25 protein-coding genes and 1 pseudogene are annotated in these 23,231 nt (G+C 63.9%); 15 read left to right on the forward strand and 11 right to left on the reverse strand.

Annotation, left to right across the window (positions count from 1 at the left end; genetic code table 11):
- Positions 1-5 precede the first annotated feature (5 nt).
- Positions 6-410 (forward strand): GFA family protein, encoded by a 405-nt coding sequence (locus LB535_RS23415; protein WP_140845317.1) that lies wholly within the window; start codon positions 6-8, stop codon positions 408-410.
- Positions 411-659: 249 nt separating this feature from the next.
- Here LB535_RS23415 and LB535_RS23420 read toward each other — a convergent pair whose 3' ends face one another.
- Complete coding sequence (locus tag LB535_RS23420) at positions 660-1,913, reverse strand: DNA recombination protein RmuC (RefSeq protein ID WP_224633884.1); 1,254 nt, start codon at positions 1,911-1,913, stop codon at positions 660-662.
- Between the two features lie 103 nt (positions 1,914-2,016).
- On the opposite strand from LB535_RS23420, the gene def reads away from it, so the two are divergent.
- The 4 genes from def to truA are packed head-to-tail and all read left to right on the forward strand — an operon-like array spanning position 2,017 to position 4,778.
- Positions 2,017-2,547 (forward strand): peptide deformylase, encoded by a 531-nt coding sequence (gene def / locus LB535_RS23425; protein ID WP_040984875.1) that lies wholly within the window; start codon positions 2,017-2,019, stop codon positions 2,545-2,547.
- Positions 2,548-2,553: 6 nt separating this feature from the next.
- The gene (fmt, locus tag LB535_RS23430) at positions 2,554-3,489 is read left to right on the forward strand and encodes a methionyl-tRNA formyltransferase (RefSeq protein WP_224633885.1); all 936 of its coding nucleotides are present in this window, start codon (positions 2,554-2,556) and stop codon (positions 3,487-3,489) included.
- Complete coding sequence (locus tag LB535_RS23435) at positions 3,486-3,992, forward strand: GNAT family N-acetyltransferase (RefSeq protein ID WP_224633886.1); 507 nt, start codon at positions 3,486-3,488, stop codon at positions 3,990-3,992. The genes fmt and LB535_RS23435 overlap by 4 nt, the downstream gene beginning before the upstream one ends.
- A gap of 21 nt (positions 3,993-4,013) precedes the next feature.
- Entirely contained in the window at positions 4,014-4,778 is a 765-nt protein-coding gene (gene truA, locus LB535_RS23440; protein WP_224606666.1) for a tRNA pseudouridine(38-40) synthase TruA, read from the forward strand.
- Positions 4,779-5,113: 335 nt separating this feature from the next.
- Here the strand turns inward: truA and LB535_RS23445 are convergent, their stop codons facing one another.
- Together LB535_RS23445 and dapE are read right to left on the reverse strand one after the other, a co-directional pair.
- Complete coding sequence (locus LB535_RS23445) at positions 5,114-5,719, reverse strand: transporter (protein ID WP_224633920.1); 606 nt, start codon at positions 5,717-5,719, stop codon at positions 5,114-5,116.
- Between the two features lie 2 nt (positions 5,720-5,721).
- Positions 5,722-6,921, reverse strand: coding sequence for a succinyl-diaminopimelate desuccinylase (dapE, locus tag LB535_RS23450; protein ID WP_224633887.1), 1,200 nt, complete (start codon positions 6,919-6,921; stop codon positions 5,722-5,724).
- A 174-nt stretch (positions 6,922-7,095) separates the two neighbouring features.
- On the opposite strand from dapE, the gene LB535_RS23455 reads away from it, so the two are divergent.
- Positions 7,096-8,124: a 2-dehydropantoate 2-reductase gene (locus LB535_RS23455; protein ID WP_224633888.1), complete on the forward strand. Its 1,029-nt coding sequence runs from the start codon at positions 7,096-7,098 to the stop codon at positions 8,122-8,124.
- Here the strand turns inward: LB535_RS23455 and LB535_RS23460 are convergent.
- The 3 genes and pseudogenes from LB535_RS23460 to dapD form a co-directional block, all read right to left on the reverse strand.
- Positions 8,039-8,805 (reverse strand): annotated as a pseudogene (locus LB535_RS23460) (hypothetical protein). The gene LB535_RS23455 and the pseudogene LB535_RS23460 sit on opposite strands and share 86 nt — an antisense overlap.
- Before the next feature lie 6 nt (positions 8,806-8,811).
- Positions 8,812-9,183, reverse strand: coding sequence for a DUF805 domain-containing protein (locus LB535_RS23465; RefSeq protein ID WP_224633889.1), 372 nt, complete (start codon positions 9,181-9,183; stop codon positions 8,812-8,814).
- 24 nt (positions 9,184-9,207) lie between these two features.
- Complete coding sequence (dapD, locus tag LB535_RS23470) at positions 9,208-10,062, reverse strand: 2,3,4,5-tetrahydropyridine-2,6-dicarboxylate N-succinyltransferase (RefSeq protein ID WP_095769483.1); 855 nt, start codon at positions 10,060-10,062, stop codon at positions 9,208-9,210.
- A gap of 144 nt (positions 10,063-10,206) precedes the next feature.
- Between dapD and LB535_RS23475 the strand changes: the two genes are divergently transcribed.
- Positions 10,207-11,046, forward strand: a complete 840-nt coding sequence (locus tag LB535_RS23475; RefSeq protein ID WP_095769522.1) for an LOG family protein — start codon at positions 10,207-10,209, stop codon at positions 11,044-11,046.
- Between the two features lie 29 nt (positions 11,047-11,075).
- On the opposite strand, the gene LB535_RS23480 is transcribed toward LB535_RS23475, so the two are convergent.
- A complete protein-coding gene (locus tag LB535_RS23480; protein WP_318012334.1) occupies positions 11,076-11,699 on the reverse strand; it encodes a response regulator transcription factor in 624 nt (207 codons plus the stop codon).
- 292 nt (positions 11,700-11,991) lie between these two features.
- Positions 11,992-12,699 carry a sensor histidine kinase gene (locus tag LB535_RS23485; RefSeq protein WP_224633891.1) on the reverse strand — a complete coding sequence of 236 codons (708 nt, stop codon included), beginning with the start codon at positions 12,697-12,699 and terminating at the stop codon, positions 11,992-11,994.
- Positions 12,700-12,921: 222 nt separating this feature from the next.
- Between LB535_RS23485 and LB535_RS23490 the strand changes: the two genes are divergently transcribed.
- The 3 genes from LB535_RS23490 (at position 12,922) to LB535_RS23500 (ending at position 14,443) form a co-directional block, all read left to right on the forward strand.
- Entirely contained in the window at positions 12,922-13,338 is a 417-nt protein-coding gene (locus tag LB535_RS23490; protein ID WP_224633892.1) for a hypothetical protein, read from the forward strand.
- Positions 13,339-13,529: 191 nt separating this feature from the next.
- Complete coding sequence (locus tag LB535_RS23495) at positions 13,530-13,982, forward strand: hypothetical protein (RefSeq protein ID WP_224633893.1); 453 nt, start codon at positions 13,530-13,532, stop codon at positions 13,980-13,982.
- Complete coding sequence (locus tag LB535_RS23500) at positions 13,982-14,443, forward strand: hypothetical protein (RefSeq protein WP_224633894.1); 462 nt, start codon at positions 13,982-13,984, stop codon at positions 14,441-14,443. Before LB535_RS23495 ends, LB535_RS23500 begins: the two co-directional genes overlap by 1 nt.
- Before the next feature lie 402 nt (positions 14,444-14,845).
- On the opposite strand, the gene LB535_RS23505 is transcribed toward LB535_RS23500, so the two are convergent.
- Positions 14,846-15,553, reverse strand: a complete 708-nt coding sequence (locus tag LB535_RS23505; protein ID WP_095769490.1) for a pyrimidine 5'-nucleotidase — start codon at positions 15,551-15,553, stop codon at positions 14,846-14,848.
- A gap of 150 nt (positions 15,554-15,703) precedes the next feature.
- Here LB535_RS23505 and LB535_RS23510 point away from each other — a divergent pair, with 150 nt between their 5' ends.
- From LB535_RS23510 to LB535_RS23520, 3 genes are all read left to right on the forward strand, one after another.
- Complete coding sequence (locus tag LB535_RS23510; protein ID WP_224633921.1) at positions 15,704-16,465, forward strand: GGDEF domain-containing protein; 762 nt, start codon at positions 15,704-15,706, stop codon at positions 16,463-16,465.
- 174 nt (positions 16,466-16,639) lie between these two features.
- A complete protein-coding gene (locus LB535_RS23515; protein WP_176477158.1) occupies positions 16,640-16,798 on the forward strand; it encodes a hypothetical protein in 159 nt (52 codons plus the stop codon).
- Positions 16,795-18,234: a GMC oxidoreductase gene (locus LB535_RS23520; protein ID WP_224633895.1), complete on the forward strand. Its 1,440-nt coding sequence runs from the start codon at positions 16,795-16,797 to the stop codon at positions 18,232-18,234. Before LB535_RS23515 ends, LB535_RS23520 begins: the two co-directional genes overlap by 4 nt.
- Before the next feature lie 540 nt (positions 18,235-18,774).
- Here LB535_RS23520 and phhA read toward each other — a convergent pair.
- Positions 18,775-19,611, reverse strand: coding sequence for a phenylalanine 4-monooxygenase (phhA, locus tag LB535_RS23525; RefSeq protein WP_224633896.1), 837 nt, complete (start codon positions 19,609-19,611; stop codon positions 18,775-18,777).
- A gap of 135 nt (positions 19,612-19,746) precedes the next feature.
- Here phhA and LB535_RS23530 point away from each other — a divergent pair, with 135 nt between their 5' ends.
- Together LB535_RS23530 and bchE are read left to right on the forward strand one after the other, a co-directional pair.
- On the forward strand, positions 19,747-20,223 hold the full coding sequence (locus LB535_RS23530; RefSeq protein ID WP_224548793.1) for an Lrp/AsnC family transcriptional regulator: 477 nt from the start codon (positions 19,747-19,749) through the stop codon (positions 20,221-20,223).
- A 102-nt stretch (positions 20,224-20,325) separates the two neighbouring features.
- Complete coding sequence (gene bchE, locus LB535_RS23535; protein WP_224633897.1) at positions 20,326-21,894, forward strand: magnesium-protoporphyrin IX monomethyl ester anaerobic oxidative cyclase; 1,569 nt, start codon at positions 20,326-20,328, stop codon at positions 21,892-21,894.
- A 43-nt stretch (positions 21,895-21,937) separates the two neighbouring features.
- Here bchE and argB read toward each other — a convergent pair whose 3' ends face one another.
- Positions 21,938-22,831: an acetylglutamate kinase gene (argB, locus tag LB535_RS23540; protein ID WP_095769496.1), complete on the reverse strand. Its 894-nt coding sequence runs from the start codon at positions 22,829-22,831 to the stop codon at positions 21,938-21,940.
- Positions 22,832-23,231: the final 400 nt, after the last annotated feature.

A 23,231-nucleotide genomic window follows, 5' to 3' on the forward strand; every position in this document is an offset into this window, starting at 1 on the left:
GGCCTATGAAGATCGACGGCGGATGCCATTGCGGCGCGATCGCCTATGAGGCGGAGGTCGATCCGGAAAAGACCTCGATCTGCCACTGCACCGACTGCCAGCAGCTGACCGGCACAGCCTTTCGCGTGACCGTCGGCGCGCCGGAAGAGCATTACCGGATTACCAAGGGCACACCGAAAGTCTATATCAAGACCGGATCCAGCGGGGCCAAGCGCGCGCAGGGGTTTTGCGGCGAATGCGGATCGCATCTTTATGCGACGTCGGTTGGCGATGGACCGAAAATCTATGGCATTAGGGTGGGCACGGCGCGCCAGCGCGACCAACTGGTGCCGAGAAGACAAGTCTGGCACCGCTCGGCGTTGCATTGGCTGCCGGAGTTTGAAGGCATGGCGACCATCGAGGAGCAGTAGCACTGTCGGATCGGCCCGTTGACGGAAGCCTCGGCGATTGGCTGAATCTTTCGCGCCTTCGTCATCCTCGGGCATGACCCGAAGATCCATGCCGTGACCGATATGAGGGGCTCGGCGGAGCAAAATTCTTAGCCGTCTCAATGCGTTAGCCTCATGGCATGCAAGTGATCGGCGTTCCAGACAATCTCCAAGGGATGCGACCTCGCCAGCGAAGGAAGAATCGGTCGTTCCAACGTTGGCGTCGAGCGACTACTCGTCGCCCTCGACGACGCGCAGCCTGAGCTGACCCGTCTTGGAGTCTGCTACCCGCGAACCGCCTTCGGCCTTTGGCGCGGCACCTCGTGCGGCCTCGGTCTCGCCTTCCGCGAATTCCAGCGCCTCGATCTTCTGGCCGCGCTTGGTCACCTTCGACGTCGACACCAGGATGTCGTCGATGTCGCGCGCCGCCTGGCCGAAATGTGTCTGCAGCCGACGTACCCGCTCGTCGACCCGCGCCACATCCTCCATCAGGCGGATGACCTCGCCCTGGATCAGATGCGCCTGCTCGCGCATGCGGGCGTCCTTGAGGATCGCCTGGATCACCTGGATCGACAGCATCAGCAGCGAGGGCGAGACGATGACGACGCGGGCGCGATGCGCCTTCTGCACCACCGCCTCGAAATTCTCGTGGATCTCGGCAAACACCGATTCCGACGGCACGAACATGAAGGCGGTGTCCTGTGTCTCGCTCTGGATCAGGTATTTTTCGGCGATATCGCGGATATGCACCTCGATGTCGCGCCGGAAAGCCTGCGCCGCCGCCTTCTGCATGGCCTCGCCCTCGGCGGCGCGGATGGCGTTCCACGCCTCCAGCGGAAACTTGGCGTCGATGGCGAGAGACGGCGCGCCGTTGGGCATCCGCACCAGGCAATCGGGCCGGCTGCCGTTGGAGAGGCTGGCCTGGAACTCGTAGGCGCCGTGCGGCAGGCCGTCGGCGACGATCGCCTCCATCCGCGACTGGCCGAAGGCGCCGCGCGTCTGCTTGTTGGAGAGGATCGCCTGCAGCTGCACGACCTGGCCGGCCAAGGACTGGATGTTGCCTTGCGCGGTGTCGATCACCGCCAGCCGCTCCTGCAGCTTGGCCAGGCTCTCATGCGTCGACTTGGTCTGCTCGGCCATGGTCTGGCCGAGACGCCCGGTCATGGCGTCGAGCCGTTGTCCGAGCGACTGGGTGAGCTCGGCCTGCCGCGCCCCGAACACCTCGGCGATCGCCCCCATGCGCCCCTGCATCTCGGCCTGCGCTTGCATGATTTCGGCCATCCTCGCCTCAGCATCGCGGGCATGGTCGGCGGCTTCGGCGGCCGCCGCCGCGCGTGCCCCGGCCGCGCGCCACAAGGCGACGACGAGCGCCACGGACAGCGCAAGCAGAAGGATCGCGCCGAAAGCCAGCGCCTGGCCAAGCGTCACGGTCGTGGCGCCAAGCCGCGCGATGGGCTCGGAAAGGACGGAGGTCATGTCGTTCATTTGGGCAGCATAACCGATTCGGCCTCCTGGCACAGATCAAAACGTGAACAGGTCAAAGATGCCCCGGTTGACGCTTTTCAAGCGAGGTCTTAGGTGAGACGCCATGTCGATCAAGCCGCTCATCATCCTTCCCGATCCCGTCCTGCGCCAGGTTTCCAAGCCGGTCGAGCGCGTCGATGCCGATTTGCGCAAGCTCGCCGACGACATGCTGGAGACCATGTATGACGCGCCGGGCATCGGCCTCGCGGCGATCCAGGTCGGCGAGCCGCGGCGGCTGCTGGTCATAGACCTTGCCAAGGAAGGCGAGGAGCCTCAGCCGCATGTCTTCATCAATCCGGAAGTGCTGGAAAGTTCCGACCAGCGGTCCGTCTATGAGGAAGGCTGCCTGTCGATCCCCGACTATTACGCCGAGGTCGAGCGCCCGGCTTCGGTGCGGGTGAAGTATCTCGACCGCGACGGCAAGCTGCAGGAGATGCAGGCGGAAGGTCTGATGGCCACCTGCCTGCAGCACGAGATAGATCATCTCAACGGCGTTTTGTTCATCGACCACATCTCGAAGCTCAAGCGCGACATGGTGGTGCGGAAGTTCAAGAAGCTCGCCAAGGACAAGGCGCCGGGTAAGATGGTGGGATAGAGGGGCATGCCCCTTCGCGTCATCTTCATGGGCACGCCGGATTTTTCCGTGCCGACCTTGCGCGCCATCGCCGAGGCCGGCCACGAGATCGCGGCCGTCTACACCCAGCCGCCGCGCGCCGCCGGCCGGCGCGGGCTGGAGCTGACGCCCTCGCCGGTGCAGCGCGAGGCGGAGCGGCTGGCGCTCGACGTTCGGACGCCGACGTCGCTGAAAAGCGAGGCCGAGCAGCAGGCTTTTGCCGCCTTGCAGGCCGATGTCGCGGTGGTCGTCGCCTACGGCCTGCTGCTGCCGAAAGCCGTTCTGGACGCGCCAAGGCTGGGCTGCCTCAACGGCCATGCCTCGCTTTTGCCACGCTGGCGTGGTGCTGCTCCCATCCAGCGCGCCATCATGGCCGGCGATAGCGAGACCGGCATGATGGTCATGAAGATGGAAGAGGGTCTGGACACCGGGCCGGTGGCAATGGTTGAAAAAGTCGCCATCGCGCCCGACATGACAGCCGGCGAATTGCATGACCGACTGATGATTCAAGGCGCCTCGCTGATGGTTGAGGCGCTCGCGCAGTTGGGGATAAATTGTCTGACATTTACCCAACAGGCAACGGCAGGGGTGACCCACGCCCGAAAGATCGATAAATCGGAGACACGCGTAGACTGGACGCGGCCTTCTGGCGAAGTCCACAATCACATTCGCGGCCTCTCGCCCTTTCCGGGCGCGTGGTGCGAGGTCGACATTGGCGGCCGCATGGAGCGGCTGAAACTGCTTCGTTCGACGCTCTCGGATGGCGTCGGCGAGTCGGGAGGAATTCTCGATGACCGGCTGACGGTCGCCTGCGGGACAGGCGCGGTCAGGCTGGTCGAAGTTCAACGGGCGGGCGGAAAGCCTGCCACTGCGCAGGAGTTTTTGCGCGGAGCCAAGATCGAAAAAGGAACGAAACTCACATGAGCATGATGTCGATACGCGCGGCGACGCCGCGGGATCGCGAGGCGATCCGCCTCGTCGAAGAACATGCCTTTGGCCAGCAGGCGGAAGCCGGCCTGGTCGACGCGCTTGTCACCGGCGGCGATGCTGTCGTCGAGCTGGTTGCAGAGGAAGACGGGCAGATCGTCGGCCATATTCTTTTCTCGCGACTGTTCGTTCAGAACGGCACCAAGCAGTTCGCCGCCGTCGCGCTGGCGCCGCTGGCGGTCGAGCCGTCGTTCCACGGCACCGGCATCGGCGGCGCGCTGATCCGCGAGGCGCATGTCCGCCTCAAGGAAGCCGGCGAGATGCTGGCCGTGGTGCTGGGCGATCCGGCCTATTATGGCCGCTTCGGCTACAGCCATGCCCGTGCCGAGAAGTTCGAGAGCGAGTACCAGGGCGAGGCGCTGCAGGCGCTGGCCTGGGGCGACGCGCCCGAGACCGGCAGGCTGGTCTACGCTTCCGCCTTCACCGCGTTAGCCGCCTAGGCGAGCGGTAAGCGCCGCAGCATGCCGCGTTTTCGGCTCGATATCGAATATGACGGCAGCCAATTCGCCGGCTGGCAGCACCAGGCCGACCAGCCCTCGGTGCAGCAGGCGATCGAGCAGGCGATCGAGAAGTTCTGCGGCGAAGAGGTAAGAATACGTGCCGCCGGCCGCACTGATGCCGGCGTGCACGCCACCGCGCAGGTCGCCCATGTCGACCTGGCCAAAGCGTGGTCGGGCGACAAGGTGCGCGACGCCGTCAACGCGCATCTGCATGCGGCCGGCACGCGTGTCGCCATTCTGAAGGCTGCCGTCGTCGCCGACGGTTTCGACGCGCGGTTTTCCGCCACCGGCCGGCATTATCTTTATCGCATCCTCAACCGCCGGGCGCCGGCGGCGCTGGAAAAGGGCAAGGTCTGGTGGGTGCCGAAGCGGCTCGACGCCGAGGCCATGCATGAGGCGGCCAAGGTGCTGCTCGGAAAGCATGACTTCACCACCTTCCGCTCAACCCAGTGCCAGGCCGAAAGCCCGGTCCGCACGCTTGATCGCCTCGACGTCAGCCGCGATGGAGACTTCATCGAGCTGCGCAGCTCGGCGCGCTCTTTTCTGCACAACCAGGTTCGCTCGATGGTCGGCTCGCTGAAGCGCGTCGGCGACGGCTCCTGGAGCGCCGCCGATCTCAAGGCGGCGCTCGAAGCGCGCGACCGCGCCGCCTGCGGCCAGGTAGCCCCGCCGGACGGGCTGTTTCTTGTCGGGGTGGATTATCCGGAGACAGAGACGGCCAAGTGAAAGCCTCTCATTCTGCCAATGACGCGAGGCAATTGTTTCAGCTTCGAACTTGTGCTGGAGACGGGAATTGTCGGCGTCGGCGCTGCCCCTCATCGCCCTGCCGGGCACTTCTCCCCGTATAGTGACGGGGAGAAGGGGCTGGCCGCAGCGCCGGCTTCCTTCCTGCACCGTTAGCAATTGGCGAAGCCGCGGATGACAGCGCCCCTCTCCCCGTCACTATACGGGGAGGATGCCGGCAGGCAGGTGAGGGGCAGCGCTGACTTTGAATGGTGAAAAACGAGGGTGGATTCAAATCCGAAGCGACTGTTCTGGAAACAGCCGCCCCCGCTGCAACGTCAACCCGTCGTGCCGTCCGGTATGTCGATGCCGAGCAGCGCCTGCAGGCCGAACAGGACCAGCAGCGAGGCAACGAACATGCCGATGAACACGGCCGTGCCCACCGCGGCGCCTTTGCCGATGGTTGTACTGGTCATGCGCCAGGTCAGCACCATCGACAGGGCGAACAGCGCCAGCGATACCAGGCTGCTGACCTCGCTGGCGGAAGGCAGGAGCAGCCTGAGCAGCGCCGAGGGCAGCATCAGCCAGGCGATGATCGCCGACGCCCAGTTGGACGCGACGACATAGTGGACGAAGCGGCCGCCAATGCCGGCGCGGGGCGCCACCAGCGCAAGCGCCACCAGCGGTAGCACCCAGGAGCCGATATCGACGGTCGCCAGCCTTACCAGCATGCCGAGGCGCCCGGCGAAGGCATCGGGGTCGCCGACCTCATTGGCTATCCCGACCCAGCCGACGATCAGCGCCGGCGCCGCCACGACGATGGCAAAGAAGGAATTCCAGAAACCGTCGGCCGAAAGGTCGAGCAGGCGCAGGCCATCAGCCTTGCCGAACATCAGCCGCCAGGCGCCGGCCAGCGAAGCATAGGTTTCGTCTGCCGAAAGCATGGTCACGAAAGGCCTTGTCCGAACCAGTCTTCGATAAAGCGTTCGTAGATTTGCGTCAGCGTCTCGAGGTCGGCAAGCGCGACGCGCTCGTCCACCATATGCATGGTCTTGCCGACCAGCCCGAACTCGACCACCGGGCAATAATCCTTGATGAAGCGCGCGTCCGACGTGCCGCCGGAGGTGGAGAGCGCCGGCCTCTTGCCGACCACCGCCTTGACCGAACCGCTCAGCGTATCGATCAGCTTGTCATCGCGGGTGAGGAAGACATGGCTCGGCCGGTCGCGCCAGACAAGCTCGTAGTCGACTGGCGCCTTCTTGCCCGGCCGGTATTTCTTGCGCCCGGCGGCCTGGTCGAGCCGGTTGTGGATCTCGGCCTGGACCGATTCGGCGTCCCAGGTGTCGTTGAAGCGGATGTTGAAAATGGCCGTCGCCTTCGCCGGGATGACGTTGGTCGCCGCATTGCCGACATCGATCGACGTCACTTCGAGGTTGGTCGGCTGGAAATCCTTTGTGCCCTTGTCGAACACCGGATGGAGCAGCGCGTCGACAAGGCTGATCAGGCCACGCACCGGATTGTCGGCAAGCTGCGGATAGGCGGCATGGCCCTGGCGTCCGTTGACGGTGACGCTGCCCGACAGCGAACCGCGCCGGCCGATCTTGATCATGTCGCCGAGGGCGTCGGGATTGGTCGGCTCGCCGACGATCGAGGCGTCCCACTTCTCGCCCTTGGCCGCTGCCCAGTCGAGCAGCTTGGTGGTGCCGTTGATGGCCGGACCTTCCTCATCGCCGGTGATCAGCAGCGACACCGAGCCTTTCGGGCCGCCATTCTGCGCGACATGGCGCGCAACCGCGGCGACGAAGCAGGCGATGCCGCCCTTCATGTCGACGGCGCCGCGGCCGTACATCTCGCCATTGGCGATTTCGGCGGCGAAGGGCGGATGCGTCCAGGCCGCCTCGTCGCCCACCGGCACCACATCGGTATGGCCGGCAAACATCAGATGCGGGCCGTTGCCTGAGCGCCGCGCATAGAGATTTTCGATGTCCGGCGTGCCGTCTTCCGAGAAGATTGGACGCTCGACCGAAAAGCCGAGCGGCTTCAGCATATCTTGCAGCGCGGCAAGCGCGCCACCCTCGGCGGGCGTCACGGACGGGCAGCGGATCAGGGCGGCAAGATTCGCGGCGGGATCGGTAGGCAATGTCATGGGCAAAGCGATAGTCGAAAGCGTTTGTCGTGTCACGGTGGCAGATGATCGCCGCTCATGTCGCCGACAATATGGTTTTCATGACGGGTAAATGCATGTCGCCCGCAAGTGTGCAGCGGTTCTGGGAGAGCGACATGCATAATAGTAAGATGCCGGCCACGCGAGGACGAGCGCATGGCCCGTGAAACGAAGACGATCGCAATAGCCGGCGCCGGCAGCATCGGCTGCTATGTCGGCGGCTGCCTGGCGCTCGCCGGACGCAAGGTCGTCTTCCTCGGCCGCGGCCGTGTCGTCGAGGCCATGCGCGAAAGCGGGCTGCGCGTCAGCGATCTTGACGGCCGTGAACGCCGCATCGAAGCGCAAGCGATTTCGGCCACCGACGATCCGGCGGCAGCGCTCCCCGATGCGGATGTCATCCTGGTGACGGTGAAGAGCGGCGCGACCGGGGAGATGGCCGGGCTGATCGCCGCCCACGGACGCGCAGATGCCGTGGTGGTCAGCCTGCAGAACGGCGTCGACAACACGGACAGGTTGCGCGCCGCGCTTCCTGGACGGCGGGTGCTGACCGGCATGGTGATGTTCAACGTCGTCCTGTCGCCCGATGGCGAGGCGCCGTTGCGTGCGCATCGCGTCAGCCAGGGCGAGGTGATGATCGACCACGGCGTCGACGGCCTTGTCGATCTGCTCGACGTCGATGGGCTTGCCGTCGAAGCGCGCGCCGACATGAAGGCGGTGCAGTGGGGCAAATTGCTGATGAACCTCAACAATGCCCTCGTCGCGCTTTCCGACCTGCCGCTGGCGAAGCAATTGGCCGACCGAAGCTGGCGCGTCATCCTGGCCGGCCAGATCGATGAGGCGCTCGCCGCGATGCGAGCGGCGAGCATAGCGCCTGCGCGCATCACCGGCCTGCCGCCGTCGCTGCTGCCGAAAGTGCTGCGGCTGCCCGACTGGCTGTTCGGGTTTCTGGCGCGTCGCATGCTGGCGATCGACCCTCAGGCGCGCTCGTCGATGTGGGACGACCTGAAACGCGGCCGCCCGACCGAGATCGACGAATTGCAGGGCGCCGTCATTCGCGTGGCCAGGCAAACGGGCATTCCGACGCCGATCAACGAACGCGTCAGCGCGCTGGTGCGTCAGGCGGAAGCGGAAAAGCGCGGTCCGCCCGGCCTCGGGCCGGAAGCGGTCGGCGGCGGTCCTCGATGAGCGTGATCTTCTGCCAGATCTTGCGCGACAGGTTGGAGCTAAGATTCTCGATATCGTTGACGGCGTTGACGACGACATCGTCATTGACCGATTGCGCGAACAGTGCCGCGACCTTGCCGGCGATCGACAGCATTTCGGAGCAATAGTCGAGATAGCGCGCCAGGTCGGCCGCATCGGTGATGCGGGCGGGCGAGTGCGAGGTTGGCTTGAAATCGGCCGACAAGGTCGCCGGATCCTTGGTCAATTGATGCATGTCGATGACATGGATCAGCGAGCGCAGCCCGTGCAGCTGCCGGAAACCTTCTTGCGCTTGATCCGCTCCTCGGTGCGGATCAGTGCCAGCAGCCCGAGCGCCGCGAGTATGACCGTGTTGATCGTCGCCTCGATCCCTTGCATCGACTGCACGGCATCGTCGGCGCCTGAAATGCGGTCGAGCGGCAGGATGGTGCCGACGAACAGGAACATCGCCACGCCGACGACGAAGGCCGCGACGATAACGCCGCGCAGCCACCAGATCGGCGCTTCCAGTTCCTTGGCGGCCTTGGCGAGGTCGCGCGACAGCGACACCAGTTCGCCGGCAACGGCGCGCAGGCCCCTTTCCGGGAAACGCTCCGCGACGCGCTCCTCGAGCCTCTGGGCAGTCTCGATGATCCGCGCCGGGTCGAGCGTGCGATAGCGCATGCGACCTCAGCTATCGCCCGGCGCGTTGGTGCGCCTGCCGTAGCGGTTCGGTCCGGGATCGCTGTGGAAACAGGCCAGGATTATGAGCAGGATGGGACCGATGATGAGCGAGATCAGCGCAAAATAGGTCGGCTTGCCGAAATCATGGAAGCGCTTCGCCGTCACCGCGAACGTGGCCCAGGCCGAGATCAGCAGCACGCCCCAGCATATCATGGCCCAGTTCTGGCTGGCGGTCGTGTTCAGCTCCACCCGCGCGAACTGGTAGAACGGGAAAAACTGGACAAGGACCAGCAAAATCCCGGCCAGCGCATAGGCGACCGGGCTCAGCCGCCCCGAAAGGCTGAAGAACAGCCAGAGGAATTGCGATCGTTCAGCCAATGGCGTCCGCTCCGTCGTGGAGGATCAATCGCGCAGCAATTCGTTGATCGAGGTCTTGGAACGGGTCTTGGCGTCGACGCGCTTGACGATGACGGCGCAGTAGAGGCTCGGGCCCGGCTCGCCATTGGGCAGCGGCTTTCCGGGCAGCGATCCGGCGACGACGACCGAGTTCGGCGGCACCTCGCCGTAAAAGACCTCGCCGGTGGCACGGTCGACGATCTTGGTCGACTGGCCGATGAACACGCCCATGCCGAGCACCGAGCCTTCGCGAACGATGCAGCCTTCGACCACTTCGGAGCGCGCGCCGATAAAGCAATTGTCCTCGATGATGGTCGGGCCGGCCTGCATCGGCTCCAGCACGCCGCCGATGCCGACGCCGCCGGAAAGATGCACGTTCTTGCCGATCTGGGCGCAGGAGCCGACCGAAGCCCAGGTGTCGACCATCGTGCCGGTGTCGACATAGGCCCCGACATTGACGAAGGACGGCATCAGCACGGCGCCCGGCGCGACATAGGCCGACCGGCGCACGATCGAGGACGGCACGGCGCGGAAGCCTGCCTTCTCGAAATCGACGGCGCTCCAGCCGTCGAACTTGGACGGCACCTTGTCCCACCACACGGCCTGGCCGGGACCGCCCTTGATGATCTCCATCGGGTTCAGCCGGAAGGAGAGCAGCACCGCCTTCTTCAGCCACTGGTTGACGTGCCACTTGCCGTCGTCCTGCCGTTCGGCGACGCGGGCGACACCGCGGTCGAGCAGGTCGAGCGCCGACTGGATGGCGTCGCGCGTCTCGCCGCGCGTCGCGGTCGAAATCGTGTCGCGCTCCTCGAAGGCCTTCTCGATGGTCCTTTCGAGGCTCGCCAGATCGGGCTTCGACATGATTTCGCTCCATTACCAAGCTGTTAAGGGGCCACGCCTTAACCTGTTTAAAAGTCGCGCGGACCCTATGTTAAGGCTCAATGGGGGTCAATCGCGCCTGCGGCACGGGACGGCGCAAGTGAAGGAATTGGACGGGTGGATTCGATGACTCCCATGGAAAAGGCAGGGTGGACGCCGCTGCCGCATTCGGACGAGGATCTGGAGCGCTCGAAAGGCGTGCCGGATACGCCGCAAACACGTGCCGAGACCTACCGGCTGGCCTGGAACGATCCCGAGTTCATGACGCGTCGCGAATTGCGCGCCGTGCGGCTGCAGCTCGAGCTCCTGAAGCCGGAAATGATCCTGGCCGAACGCGGCATTCATTCGACCGTCATCCTGTTCGGCGGCGCCCGCCTGCCGGAACCCGGCGGCGAGGCCTGGGCGGCCAAGAACGAGACGCAGAAGAAGAACCTCGAGGCGAACAGCAAATATTACGAAGAAGCGCGCAGATTCGCGCGTCTGTGCTCGCAGCAGTCGGCCACCTCCTATTATCGTGAATATGTCGTCGTCACCGGCGGCGGGCCCGGCGTCATGGAAGCGGGCAACCGCGGCGCCGACGATGTCGGCGCGCCGTCGATCGGCTTGAACATCGTATTGCCGCACGAGCAGGCGCCCAACGCCTATGTCACGCCGGAGCTGTGCTTCAACTTCCACTACTTCGCCGTCCGCAAGATGCATTTCGTCATGCGCGCCAAGGCGGTCGCGGTGTTTCCGGGCGGCTTCGGCACGATGGACGAGTTCTTCGAGACGCTGACGCTGATCCAGACGGGACGCATGGAGCGCGTCCCGGTCATCCTGTTCGGCAAGGCGTTCTGGCAAAGGGCGATCGATCTCGATTTCCTCGCCGAGCAGGGCACGATCTCGCCCGGCGACCAGGACATCATCGATTTCGTCGACACGGCCGAAGAGGCCTGGGAGATCATCCGCCGCTTCTACAAGCTTTAAGGGCGGGAAGACAAACCTGCCCGGTCTGCCTACGCCGGCAGCTCGACCAGCCAGCCATTCGAGTGCGCGAAACGCACGATGGCCGCCCGTGAGTGCAGCGCGAGCTTCTCGGTTGCCCTGGTGCGGTAGGTCTCGATCGTCTTTATGCTGAGGTTGAGCCGGGACGAGATTTCCTTGTTGCTGTAGCCGAGCGCCACCAGCTGGATGACCGACCGTTCCCGCTCGCTGAGATTGCCGGGATCGCGCTGGGTGGCGCCGCGCGGGCTCAATATGCGCGCGGCGAGCGCCGGATCGACATAGTTGTCGCCGGCCAATACGCAGCGGATGGCCTGCAGCAGGTCCGTCGCCGTCGACCGCTTGACCACGAAGCCGCGGCCGCCGGCCGCAAGCACCTGGCGCAGGCAGCCTGGGTCCTCATGCGCCGTCAGCGCTATGCAGCTGACCTCGGGAAAGCGTTCGCCAAGCCGTTCGATCAGCGTGACCCCGTTGACGCCGGGAAGCGATATGTCGACCACGGCGACATCGGGTAACGTCTTGCCGATCCCTTCAAGTGCATCCTCGGCATTTCCGGCCAGTCCGACGATCGTCAGATCGTCCTGGCTGTCGATCATCGCGCCGACCCCCGACAGGATGATCGGATGGTCATCGACCACGAATATGCGCCTGCAGCACACCTTAACCTCCATCAGTCTGCCAAAGGCCCTGTCACGCGGAAAGGGTCCTCTTGTCCTTGATGGTCTAGGCAACTGGCCCGCCTGGCGCGGGACGCCCGTCTGTTCTGGCGGCCTGAACGGCCGCAACGGGTAAGCCATCCCCCGCCTAACCCAATGAAGCCGGACTGTAAGCCACCGCTAATGTCCGGGATGTGCAGCGCTTCACGTAACCCCACCTGACACCGAAGATGCCGTTTCAGACCTGTTCGCGTCTTGTCGGCCGGACCGTCGATCAGCCGGCCAGAGGCACATCGGCGTAAATGGTGGTCCCCTTGCCCCTGGCGGTTTCAACCGACAATTTGCCACCGACCAGCGCCAGCCGCTCCCTCATTCCGGCAAGGCCCAAATGGCCCGGACCGGGTTCGGCGTTGGCGTCGAAGCCGCGGCCGTCATCCTCGATCGTCAGGCGTATCCGATCGTCCTGGATGTGCGCCGTGACGCTTACGCGGCCCGGCGCGGCATGCTTGCCGATATTGGTGAGCGCTTCCTGCGCAATGCGGTACAAAGTGAGCGCGATCTCGACAGGCGGCGGGCTCGACAGGGCTTCGAGATCCATCTCGCATGCAATGCCAAGTTGACCGCAAAGCATGGTAGCCAGGTCCTCGACCGAAGCTCTGAGGCCTTGGTGATCGAGGTCCGCGGGTCGCAGGCTCCAGGCGGCGTCATGCACCCTGGCACTCAGCTGGTCGATAAGCATCGCGGCGCGCTCGAGGCGGACGTCCATCTCCGGCGAGCCGGCGCGAACGATGTGCAATTCGAGCGCGACGCTGGCGAGCAGCTGGCCAAGATCGTCATGCAGCTCGCGCGACAGGCGCAGGCGCTGCTCTTCCTGCACGGCAACCAGATGCCGCGCCAGACCACGGCGCTTTCCCGAGCTTTCACCTTTGCCGGTGTCGATGCCACCCTCCACCGTCAACGCCGCGCCCGCGAGAAGAGGCACAAGGGTTGATGCTGCGCGCAATATACACCCGGCATACGCCTTTATGCCTGTCAGTTTTTTCCTGATTGCTTCAACTTTTCCTGACACGGGGTCAGCAGAAAAACCGGCGGCACCTGCCGATCAGCCCGAATTCATGGGCGCTATTTCCGCGTGCATCCTTAGGGCGTCCTCCCGGTCACCTTGAACTGGCCGGGAAGCTCAACACCAACCAAGGAGAACGTCATGAGAAAGATCATCCTGGCCGCGGCCGTGCTGTCGGCTCTGACCGGTTCGGCATCCGCATTTTCGGTCGGTAGCGGCAACGGCAACGGCAACGGCAATGTCGGCGTCGGCAACGGCAATGGCAACGGCAACGCCAACACCGGCGCCTTCAACGGTAACTTCAACGGCAATGGCAATTTCGGCGTCGGCAACGGCAATGGGAACGGCAACGCCAATATGGGCGCCTTCAACGGCAACTATAACGGCAACCTCAATGCCGGCGCCGCCAACGGCAACGGCAACGGCAACGGCAATTTCGGCCTCGGCAACGGCAACCTGAACGGCAACGGGAACTGGGGCATCGGAAACGGAAGCGCCAACGGCAACGGCAACGCCGGTGTCGGCAACGGCAACGGCAACGGCAACGGGAACCACTAGTCCCGCCCAACCGCCGGCGTCGCCAAGCTTCAGTTTGGAAAGACGCTGATGGCTCTGGGACCGTCGAGCCAAGCGCCAGTCCCCCGCGCAAGGCTACCGCGACATGTCGCCGGCGGTCCCAGTCCTTTTCGCCCAATCCTTTTTGCAACAGATCCCAATTTCAAAAGCTAAGCCATGGAAGGAGCTCGCAGATGAAACGCTACGTCATACCGGCGCTATGCCTGGGGTTGTTGAGCGCAACCGCGGCGAAGGCTGACACCACGACGGGCAGCCAGGCCTTCGGCATGTCGGCCGTCCAGGGAGCGGTCGGCAAATACGGCCAATCCATCGGCGCGAACGTCAGGGGCATGAACCCGCTCGGCAATTTCGGCGGCAATGTCGGCTACAAGAACAGCGGTACGGGCAATGTCGGCGCCTTCAACAGCGGCACCGGCAATGTCGGCGCTTTCAACGGCAACAACAACACCTCGCCGACAAGCGGCAACGGCAACATTGGCGCCTTCAACGGCAACTCCAACACCGGCCAATACAACGGCAACAGCAACATCGGTGCCGGCAATGGCAACTTCAACGGCGGCAGCTTCAACGGAAACGGCAATGTCGGCGCCTTCAACGGCAACTCCAACGGCCGGGGAAACCGCTGATGACCGGCTTGAGCTCATCCACCCGGCCTCGCAGGCGCCGGGTGGCGGCGAGGCTGCTTGACGGCAACGGCCTCGCGCTCGGCACGCTGCTTGCCGCGTTCCTGGCCGCCGACGCCTCGACCCTTGTCAGGATTGCCGACCTTCCAATCGGGGCCGGTGTCGCCAACGGTCGTGGCAATACCGGAAATTTCAACGGCAACGGAAATTCCGGCAACTTCAACGGCAATGGCAACAGCGGCAATTTCAACGGCAACGGCAATGCCGGAAGTTTCAGCGGCAACTTCAATGGCGGCAGCTTCAACGGCAACGCCAATTGCGGCAACGGCCATGGCAATGGCTATGCGTCGGACGGCAATGGCAACGGTACGAGAGCAGCAGGCAATCCGGACCTGTGCCGGTTTTTGAAGGAGCTGAACGGCCGACTGGGACTGCCGCCCGGCACGATTCCGGATTTCGATTAGAGCAATTCCAGGAAAGTGCGCAGCGGTCTTCCGCCCGGAATTGCGTTTCGCCGTTTCCGTGAAACGGCCTTAGGTCTTCGATACAAGGTCGCAGGCCTAGGCCAGATATTCACCGCCCATTTCCGAAATCAGCGCAAACGCCGGCGATTGGCTGAAGTCGCCCGAACCTCGTCATTCCAGGGCGGAGCAGCCGCGAAGCGGCGTCGCGGAGACCCTGGAATCCATTCCGTGACCCTGATCAAAGAGTGCAGCGGAGCAGAATTCTGCACCGCGGCAGCGCTCATACGTCACGGAATGGATCCTCGGGTCTGCGCGCGTCGCTTCGCTCCTTGCTCCGCCCGTGGATGACGATCGCGATGGGCGTTTCGGCCAATCGCCAAGGCATGCCTATGCAAACACCGTTCAAGCCACGACGTCGACGATCGCGGTCAGGAAACCGGCGAGGTCGTCGGTGACGAAATCGACGTCGTCCTCGTTTGCGGGGTCGCGTTCCCAGATCTCCGAGAAGGTCGGCTCGAAATTGCGCGGCACCACCAGCACGGTCGTCATGCCGAGCGTTTTCGGCACGGCCAGATTGCGCGCCAGATCCTCGAACATCACCGCATTGTGCCCGGTCACCGAGTGCAATTCGGCAAAACGCTCATAGGTCTGGCGCTCCGGCTTGGGGCTCAGCCCCGCCGCGACGATGTCGAAGATGGCGTCGAAATGTTCCAGTATGCCGAGCTGGCGCGCGGTGCGTTCGGCGTGCCTGCGGTCGCCATTGGTGAAGATGAATTTGCGCCCGGGAAGCTGGCGGATCGCCGCGCCCAGCACCGGATCCGGCACCAGCCGCGAATAGTCGATGTCGTGCACCTTCTCGAGGAAATCGTCGGGATCGATGCCGTGCCGCTTCATCAGCCCGTTCAGCGTCGTGCCGTATTCCAGGTAGAGCTCCTTCTGCAGCTTGCGCGCGTCGTCGCGCGAAAGCGTCAGCAGCTCCCCGACATAGGCGGTCATCTTCACGTCGATCTGCGCGAACAGGTTCGAGTGATGCGGATAGAGCGTGTTGTCGAGGTCGAATACCCAGTCCGTGACATGGGCGAAGCGGGCGGGATCGGGTGTCGTTGTCATGGGTTTCTTATGGCATGCCGACGCTGGATTTATCCACAACTTATGCGCGTCACGAAATGTGAAAATGGCGCCTCGCTTCAAATTTTAAAAGTCCTGGAAAGGTCGCCTTTAACGCTTGCTGGCACACAAGCTGACCCTTGGGAGCAAGTGATGAGTCGCATAATTTTGAGGGCCGCTGCCGTGGCGTTCGCTTCGGTCGCTGCCTCGCTGTTGTTGACGCTGATTGTGATGCCGGCGATGGGCTTTCCGATGAGCCGCACGGTCTGGCTGGCGTCGACGGTTTGTCCGCTCGTGCTCGCCTGGGCCGCCAGCGCCAGCAGCTTCTGGCAGAGCGATCGGTTGCAGAATGCTCATCGCGAGCTTGCCCGGGCTCACGCGCAGCTCGCGGCGGCGCACAGGCGCCTGTCGGAAAAGGCAAGCCGGGACGACATGACCGGCATGCTCAACCGCGAGACCTTTTTCGCCGCGCTCGACGGTTCGCGGCGCAAGAGCGATCGCGGCGCGCTCCTCATCATCGACGCCGATCACTTCAAGAGGATCAATGACAGTTATGGTCATCTGACCGGAGACGAAGCGCTGCTTTTGATCGCCGGCGCCATCGAACGCGGCATTCGCAGCGGCGATCTGCTCGGCCGCATCGGCGGCGAGGAATTCGCGGCTTTCCTGGTTGGGGCCAGCGAACCGGAAGCCAAGCATATCGCCGAACGCATCCGCCGCGAGGTCGAGCTGATCCGTTTCCGCCCGGTCGACGAGCGGACCGTGCCGCTCACGGTTTCGATCGGCGGGGTCTGCTGCGGCGAGAGCGCGACCATTTCGGATTTGATGCGCGCCGCCGACCGCAGGCTTTACGAAGCCAAGAACCGCGGCCGCAATCTTTCGATCCTCGACCGCGAATTGCCCGAGGCGGCATGAAGCCTCGCCGCAGGCGTTAGGAATGCCCTAACCATGTCCATATTCAACCGCGCTAAAACTTCCTGGTGTAACGCCGTTTTCACCTGGGTCTGGCACGGAATTGGGCTCCCAGGCGGCATATGTGCCGTTGAGGAACGGCATGCGTGGATCGAGGCCCCTGTCGAGAGACGTGTCATGAGCAGGTTCATGAGAAAAATGTCGCGCCGCGCGATCGTGCAGGCGCTGATCGCGCTTCCTGCCCTGTCGCTGTTCCGCAGCCAGCAACCCGTGGTCGATGCCGATGAGATCGTCGAGATCAATGGCTGGATCCTGCGGCGAAGCGACCTCACATGATCTTCGACAGCTACGAGGCCTACAAGCAGGCCGTCTTCAGACCCAAGGCCTGCATTCTCGGCTCCGGCCCGGCCGGCACGACGATCGCCAGGAAGCTCGGCGCAGCCGGCATCCCGGTCGTCGTGCTGGAGGCGGGTTCGCGCGAATTCAGCGAGGAGTCGCAGGATTTCTACCGCGGCAAGACGGTCGGCGATTTCTATTTCGACCTCGACATCACCAGGCTGCGCTTCATGGGCGGCTCGTCCAACCACTGGGCCGGCTGGTGCCGCGTGCTCGACAAACAGGACTTCGAGCCCAAGGCATGGGCGCCGGACACCGGCTGGCCGATCGGCCGCGCCGACATCGAGCCCTATCTTGGCGAAGTTCATGACATTCTCGAGCTTCCGGCGTTCCGTCCGGACGTCCCGGTTTCGGACGACATCCGCTGGGTGCAGTTGATCAAGAGCCCGGCGGTTCGCTTCGGCGAGAAGTTCGCCGACGAGCTCGACAAGAGCAGGAACATCGCCGTCGTGCTCAATACCTACGCGACCGAGCTCACCGGCGACGGCAAGCGCGTCACCGGTGCGAAGCTCTGGTCGAACGGCCAGGATGCCGGCACCTTCGCGGCGGACTATTTCGTCACCTGCACCGGCGGGCTGGAGAACTCGCGGCTGCTGTTGTGGTCGAATGAGCGCTCGAATGGCGGCGTGGTGCCGAACGCGGCGGCGCTCGGCCGCTACTGGATGGAGCATCCGACCTTCCAGGGCGGCAATGCCATCCTCGCCGATTATTCGGAGTTCGAGGTCGACGCCTCGAAAGAAGCCTTCTTCTCGCCGACGCTTGCCGCGATGGAGCGGCTGCAGATCATGAATTTCGGTATCCGCCTGATCGAGAGCCCCTATCCCAATGTCAAGAAGCTGATCGCCGATCTCGCCTGCACGGCACCCAACATGGCGGAATGGATGTCTTCCCAGCTGGACCAGAGGCTGCACTGCGCCGCCCAGCTTTACGTCGCCTGGGAACAGGCGCCGCTTGCCTCCAACCAGATCGCGCTGTCGAAGTCCGATGTCGACCACGCCGGCGTGCCGCGCATCGAATTGCATTGGAAGAAATCGCCGCTCGAGCGCCGCACGCTGCTCGAAGGCCTCAGGCTTTTCGGCACGACCATGGCGCAGAAGAATCTCGGCCGCGTCCGCATCGACGACTGGATCGGCAATGGCGGCGATTACCCGACCAATGAGGAAACGGCCGGCCACCACCATATGGGCGGCACCCGCATGGGAACCGACGTCTTGAAGAGCGTCGTCGACGCCAATTGCAAGGTGCACGGCATGGACAATCTCTATGTCGGCGGCTCGTCGGTGTTCTGCACGTCGGGCCAGTGCAATCCGACGACGACCATCACCGCGCTCGCCTGCCGCCTCGGCGAGCATCTGGGCAAAGTGATCGCCGTCTGATTTCGACCGTGCTGCGCATTCATCAATGCGGCACATGCCCTGCAGTGCGAACAGCTGGCCAGGATCAAGCCCGAGCCGGACAAGGCATAGCCAGAGGATCAGCGCAGGATTTTGAAAAATTGCCGTTTGCGACGGGCACGATTCTCACCGTTTCTTTCGATGACGCTGGCGATTGGCGGAAGCTTTCCAACCTCGTCATTCCAGGGCGAAGCAGCCGCGAAGCGGCGTCGCGGAGATCCTGGATCCATTCCGTGGCTCTGATCAAAGAGTGCAGCTGAGCAGAATTCTGCACCGCGGCAGCGCTCATGCGACACGGAATGGATCCTCGGGTCTGCGCGCGTCGCTTCGCTCCTTGCTCCGCCCGTGGATGACGACTGGGTGGGCGTTTCGGCTAACCGCCAAGGCATGGCATCTGCCAACGCAACATAGCCAACCGGTCAAAATCCCTGTGCTGGGGAACTAATTGCAAAAAGCGCAAAGCGGCCCAGCCGCCTGTCGGCAGCTGAACCGCGCTGAATGTCGGTTGGGCGAAAACCGACCTCAGATTGTTGACGGGTCGAGCGCCGGCTGGCCCTTGAACCGCGCCACGATGCCGGCGAGGTCGCCATGGGCGAAAGCATCGCGCAGCGCATCGAAGGACGGCAGCACGAAATAGACGCGCTGGAACTTGTCGATCTCATAACCGGTGCGCATCACCGTCTCGAGGTCGAACGGCACATGGTGCGCTTCCTTGCTCTCGACCGCGAATTGCAGCTCGGTGAAGGACGACATCAGCCCGGCGCCGAAAGCTTTCAACGGCTGGCCGGCTTCCTGGATGAGGCCGTATTCGGCGCTGTACCAGTAGAGCCTTGTGATCATCTCGTCGCCGCCGAGCGCGATCAGATCTTCGGCCTTCCGGCCATACATCTGCATGAAATCGGCGAACACCGGCTGGGTCAGGATCGGCACGTGGCCAAAGAAATCGTGGAACATGTCCGGCTCGACGATGTAGTCGAGCTCTTTCTTCGTCCGCAGCCAATTGGTCACCGGGAAGCGCCGATTGGCGAGATGATCGAAGAAGGGGCCGGCCGGAATGAGGCCGGGCACCGCAACGATCTCCCAGCCCGTCAGCCTGGCGAGCTTTTCGCTCACCTCGTCGAAATCCGGAATCCTGTCGAGCAGGCCGAGCGCGGCGACGCCGTCGAGATATGAGCGGTGCGCGAGCTTCCGCGTCAGCTTCGTCTGGCGATCGCAGAGCGTGCGCCACACCGCCTGTTCTTCGGCGGAGTAGCCGTAGCCCTGCGCCACGGTGAAATCGCTGCGGCAGACAGAATAGTCGCCCCGCAGGCCCTGCGCCGCGCATTCGGCGGCATAATCGGCAACGCTGATCGTCATCATATCCTCCTCAAGATCGTGATCCGCGGATCGTGAAGAGGAGTTTAGAAGCGACCGCTGAGGCAAATCAGCTTTGTTTATGGCACACCAGCTGTTTTGGAGGTAAAAACGCTCAGATCAACGCGAGCCCGAGAAAAAATGCCTCAATTTGATGATTTCGAGATCAAGATGCTCGACATCCTGCAGCGCGATGGCCGCAAGCCCGTTTCGGAGCTGGCGCAAGAGATCGGCCTGTCGACCACGCCTTGCGCGCGCCGCTTCGAGGCCCTGCAGGAAGCCGGTATCATCAAGGGCTTTGCCGCCGTGCTCAGCCGCCGCGCCGTCGGCTTAACCGTCGAGGTGTTCATCCAGGTGCGGCTGGTCAGCCACAGCGACGGCTCGCCCGAAAGCTTCATCGCCGCCGTGCAGCGCATGGACGAGGTCTCGTCCTGCTGGACCATGACAGGCGACTACGATTTCCTGCTGCATGTCCTGGTGCCGTCGGTGGACGATTTGAACGCCTTTGTCATGCACCGGCTGATGCGTCTGCCCGGCGTGCGCGACGTCCATACGCAACTGGTGCTGCAGAACATCAAGGGACCCGGCCACGTGCCGCTCAGCCATTTGCGGCGCTGATCCGGTCAAATCTGGCGAAAAGCTGCGTGGAAACTGCTGAACCGCGCCAAGGCGGCTTCGGCATTTGTCATTAGCACAAGCGGACCAATATGGAGGTCCGCCTTGAACATCGTGCTTATCAATCCGCCGCACACCGCCATCGGCAGCCGTGTGCCCGACGACCACCTGCCGCCGCTCGGTCTTTTGGCGATCGGCGGGCCGCTGATCGATTCCGGCCATCAGGTACGCCTGGTCGACGCCGAGTTCGGTCCGATGCCACTTGCGGCGGTGGTGGACGAGGCGCTGCGCGGCGATCCGGATTTCGTGCTGATCGGCCATTCCGGCTCGACCTCGGCGCATCCGACCGCCTTGAAGATCGCCGAAATGATCAAGGCCCGCGCGCCGGGCGTCGTTGTCATCTATGGCGGTGTCTTCCCGACCTATCACTGGCGCGATATCCTCGCAGCGACCGACGTCTTCGATTTCATCGTGCGCGGCGAAGGCGAGGCGACCGCGACGGCGCTGGTCGAGGCAATCGAGATGCGCCAGCCGGTGGCAAGCGTCGCCGGCATCGCCTATCGCGACGATTTCGGCCGTCCTGTCGCGACGCAGGCGGCGATGACCATCGCCGACCTCGATGCCTGGCGGGTCGGCTGGGAGCTGATCGATCACCGCCGCTACTCCTATTGGGGCGGCAAGCGGGCCGTGGTCATGCAGTTCTCGCGCGGCTGCCCGCATCTGTGCAACTATTGCGGCCAGCGCGGTTTCTGGACCCGCTGGCGCCACCGCGACCCGGTCAAATTCGCCAGGGAGATTGCCCGGCTCTATCGCGAGCACGGCGTCGAGCTGATCAATCTGGCCGACGAGAACCCGACTTCCTCGAAAAAGGCCTGGCGCGCCTTTCTCGACGCCATGATCGCCGAGAACGTGCCGGTGCTGATCGTCGGCTCGACCCGCGCCGACGATATCGTGCGCGATGCCGATATCCTGCATCTTTATCGCAGGGCCGGCGTCATCCGCTGGCTGCTCGGCATGGAGAACACCGACGAGGCGACGCTGTCGCTGATCCGCAAGGGCGGCAGCACGAAGTCCGACCGCGAGGCGATCCGGCTGCTCAGGCGGCACGGCATCCTGTCGATGGCGACCTGGGTCGCCGGCTTCGAGGACGAGACCTTGCGCGATCTCTGGCGCGGCTTTCGCCAGCTCATCGCTTATGACCCCGACCAAATCCAGGCGCTCTATGTCACGCCGCATCGCTGGACGCCGTTCTTCCGCATCGCCAAGGACCGCAAGGTGATCCAGCAGGATGTGCGCCTGTGGGATTACAAGCACCAGGTTCTGCACATGACCAGGCTGAAACCCTGGATGCTGTTCTTCGCCGTCAAGCTGATCGAGGTGGCGGTGCAGTCGCGGCCGAAGGCGCTGGCGCGCATCCTGTTCCACCCCGATCCCGAGCAGCGCCATTCGATGCGCTGGTACACGAAGATGGGCCGCCGCGTCTGGTTCCGCGAGGTCTGGGGATTTCTGGTCCGCGACGGCCGCATCACGGATGGGCCGACATTAGCCGAATTCTGGGGCGCGCCGCAGGACGCCGAGGAGGAATCGATGATCGTCGGGCGTCAGCCACGCAAGTCCGTCGCGCCGGTCATTGAAGATCGAGGCGCGCCGGCGACAAGAAAGTTAGCCGGCTGACATGGCGGCTCACCATTGCATGGAAATAGTGAACTTGCCTTCCTTACGGAACGATCAGCGTGCCGGCGCCGTGCTCGGTAAACAGCTCCAGCAGCACCGAATGCGGCGTCTTGCCGTTGAGGATGACGACGCCTTCGACGCCGCGCTCGATCGCCTCGATGCAAGTCTCGACCTTCGGGATCATGCCGCCCGACACCGTGCCGTCCTTGATCAGCGCCCTGGCCTCGGCGACGGTCAGCTCGTCGATCAGCTTCTTGTTCTTGTCGAGGACGCCCGGCACGTCGGTGAGGAAGAGCAGGCGCGAGGCGCGGCAGGCGCCGGCGATGGCGCCGGCAAAGGTGTCGGCATTGATGTTGTAGGTGTGGCCGTCGCGGCCGGGCGCCACCGGTGCCAGCACCGGGATCATTTCCGAGCGCGCCAGAAGGTCGAGCAGCGTGCGGTCGACCTCGACCGGCTCGCCGACGAAGCCGAGATCGAGCACCCGCTCGATGTTGGAATCCGGATCGACCATGGTCTTGCGCGCCTTTTCGGCGAACACCATGTTGCCGTCCTTGCCGCAGAGCCCGATCGCCCACTCGCCCTCGGCGTTGATCAGCGCCACGATCTCCTTGTTGATCGAGCCCGCCAGCACCATCTCGACGATCTCGACCGTCTTCTGGTCGGTGACGCGCAGGCCGCCCTCGAACTTGGATTCGATGCCCATCTTGGTGAGCATCGCGCCGATCTGCGGCCCACCGCCATGCACGACGATCGGATTGACGCCGGACTGTTTCAACAGCGCGATGTCGCGGGCGAACGCCTTGCCGAGCTCGGTATCGCCCATGGCATGCCCGCCATATTTCACCACCACCGTCTTGTTCTCGTAGCGCTGCATATAAGGCAGCGCGCGCGAGAGCAGCGCGGCCTGCATTTCGGCGGTGGCGGCGATGTCCGTCATCGGTATCGATCCCAGCTAGCGTGAATGGCGGCCTCTTAGCTGGAATTGCCGCAGGTCGCAAACGGCTTTGCGGTCACAATAACGATATCTGCCAGTTCCCCAGACAGGGATTTTGACGGCCGGCCAACTTTGCGTTGGCAAGCAGCATGCCTTGGAGACTCGCCGAAACGGCCCTGCCTCGTCATCCACGGGCGGAGCAAGGAGCGAAGCGACACGCGCTGCTTCGCCCTGGAATGACGAGGTTGGAGAGGCTTCGGCCAATCTCCAACGCCTGCGCTGGTTTCACCGACACAATGACGAAATCTGCTAGCTCCCAGCACAGTAATTTTGCCCGGGGCAGGCCGTGTTTGTGTTGGCAGGCGGCATGCCTTGGAGATTGGCCGAAACGGCCCTGCCTCGT

Source organism: Mesorhizobium sp. CA10, from assembly GCF_020165285.1.
GTDB lineage: Bacteria > Pseudomonadota > Alphaproteobacteria > Rhizobiales > Rhizobiaceae > Mesorhizobium.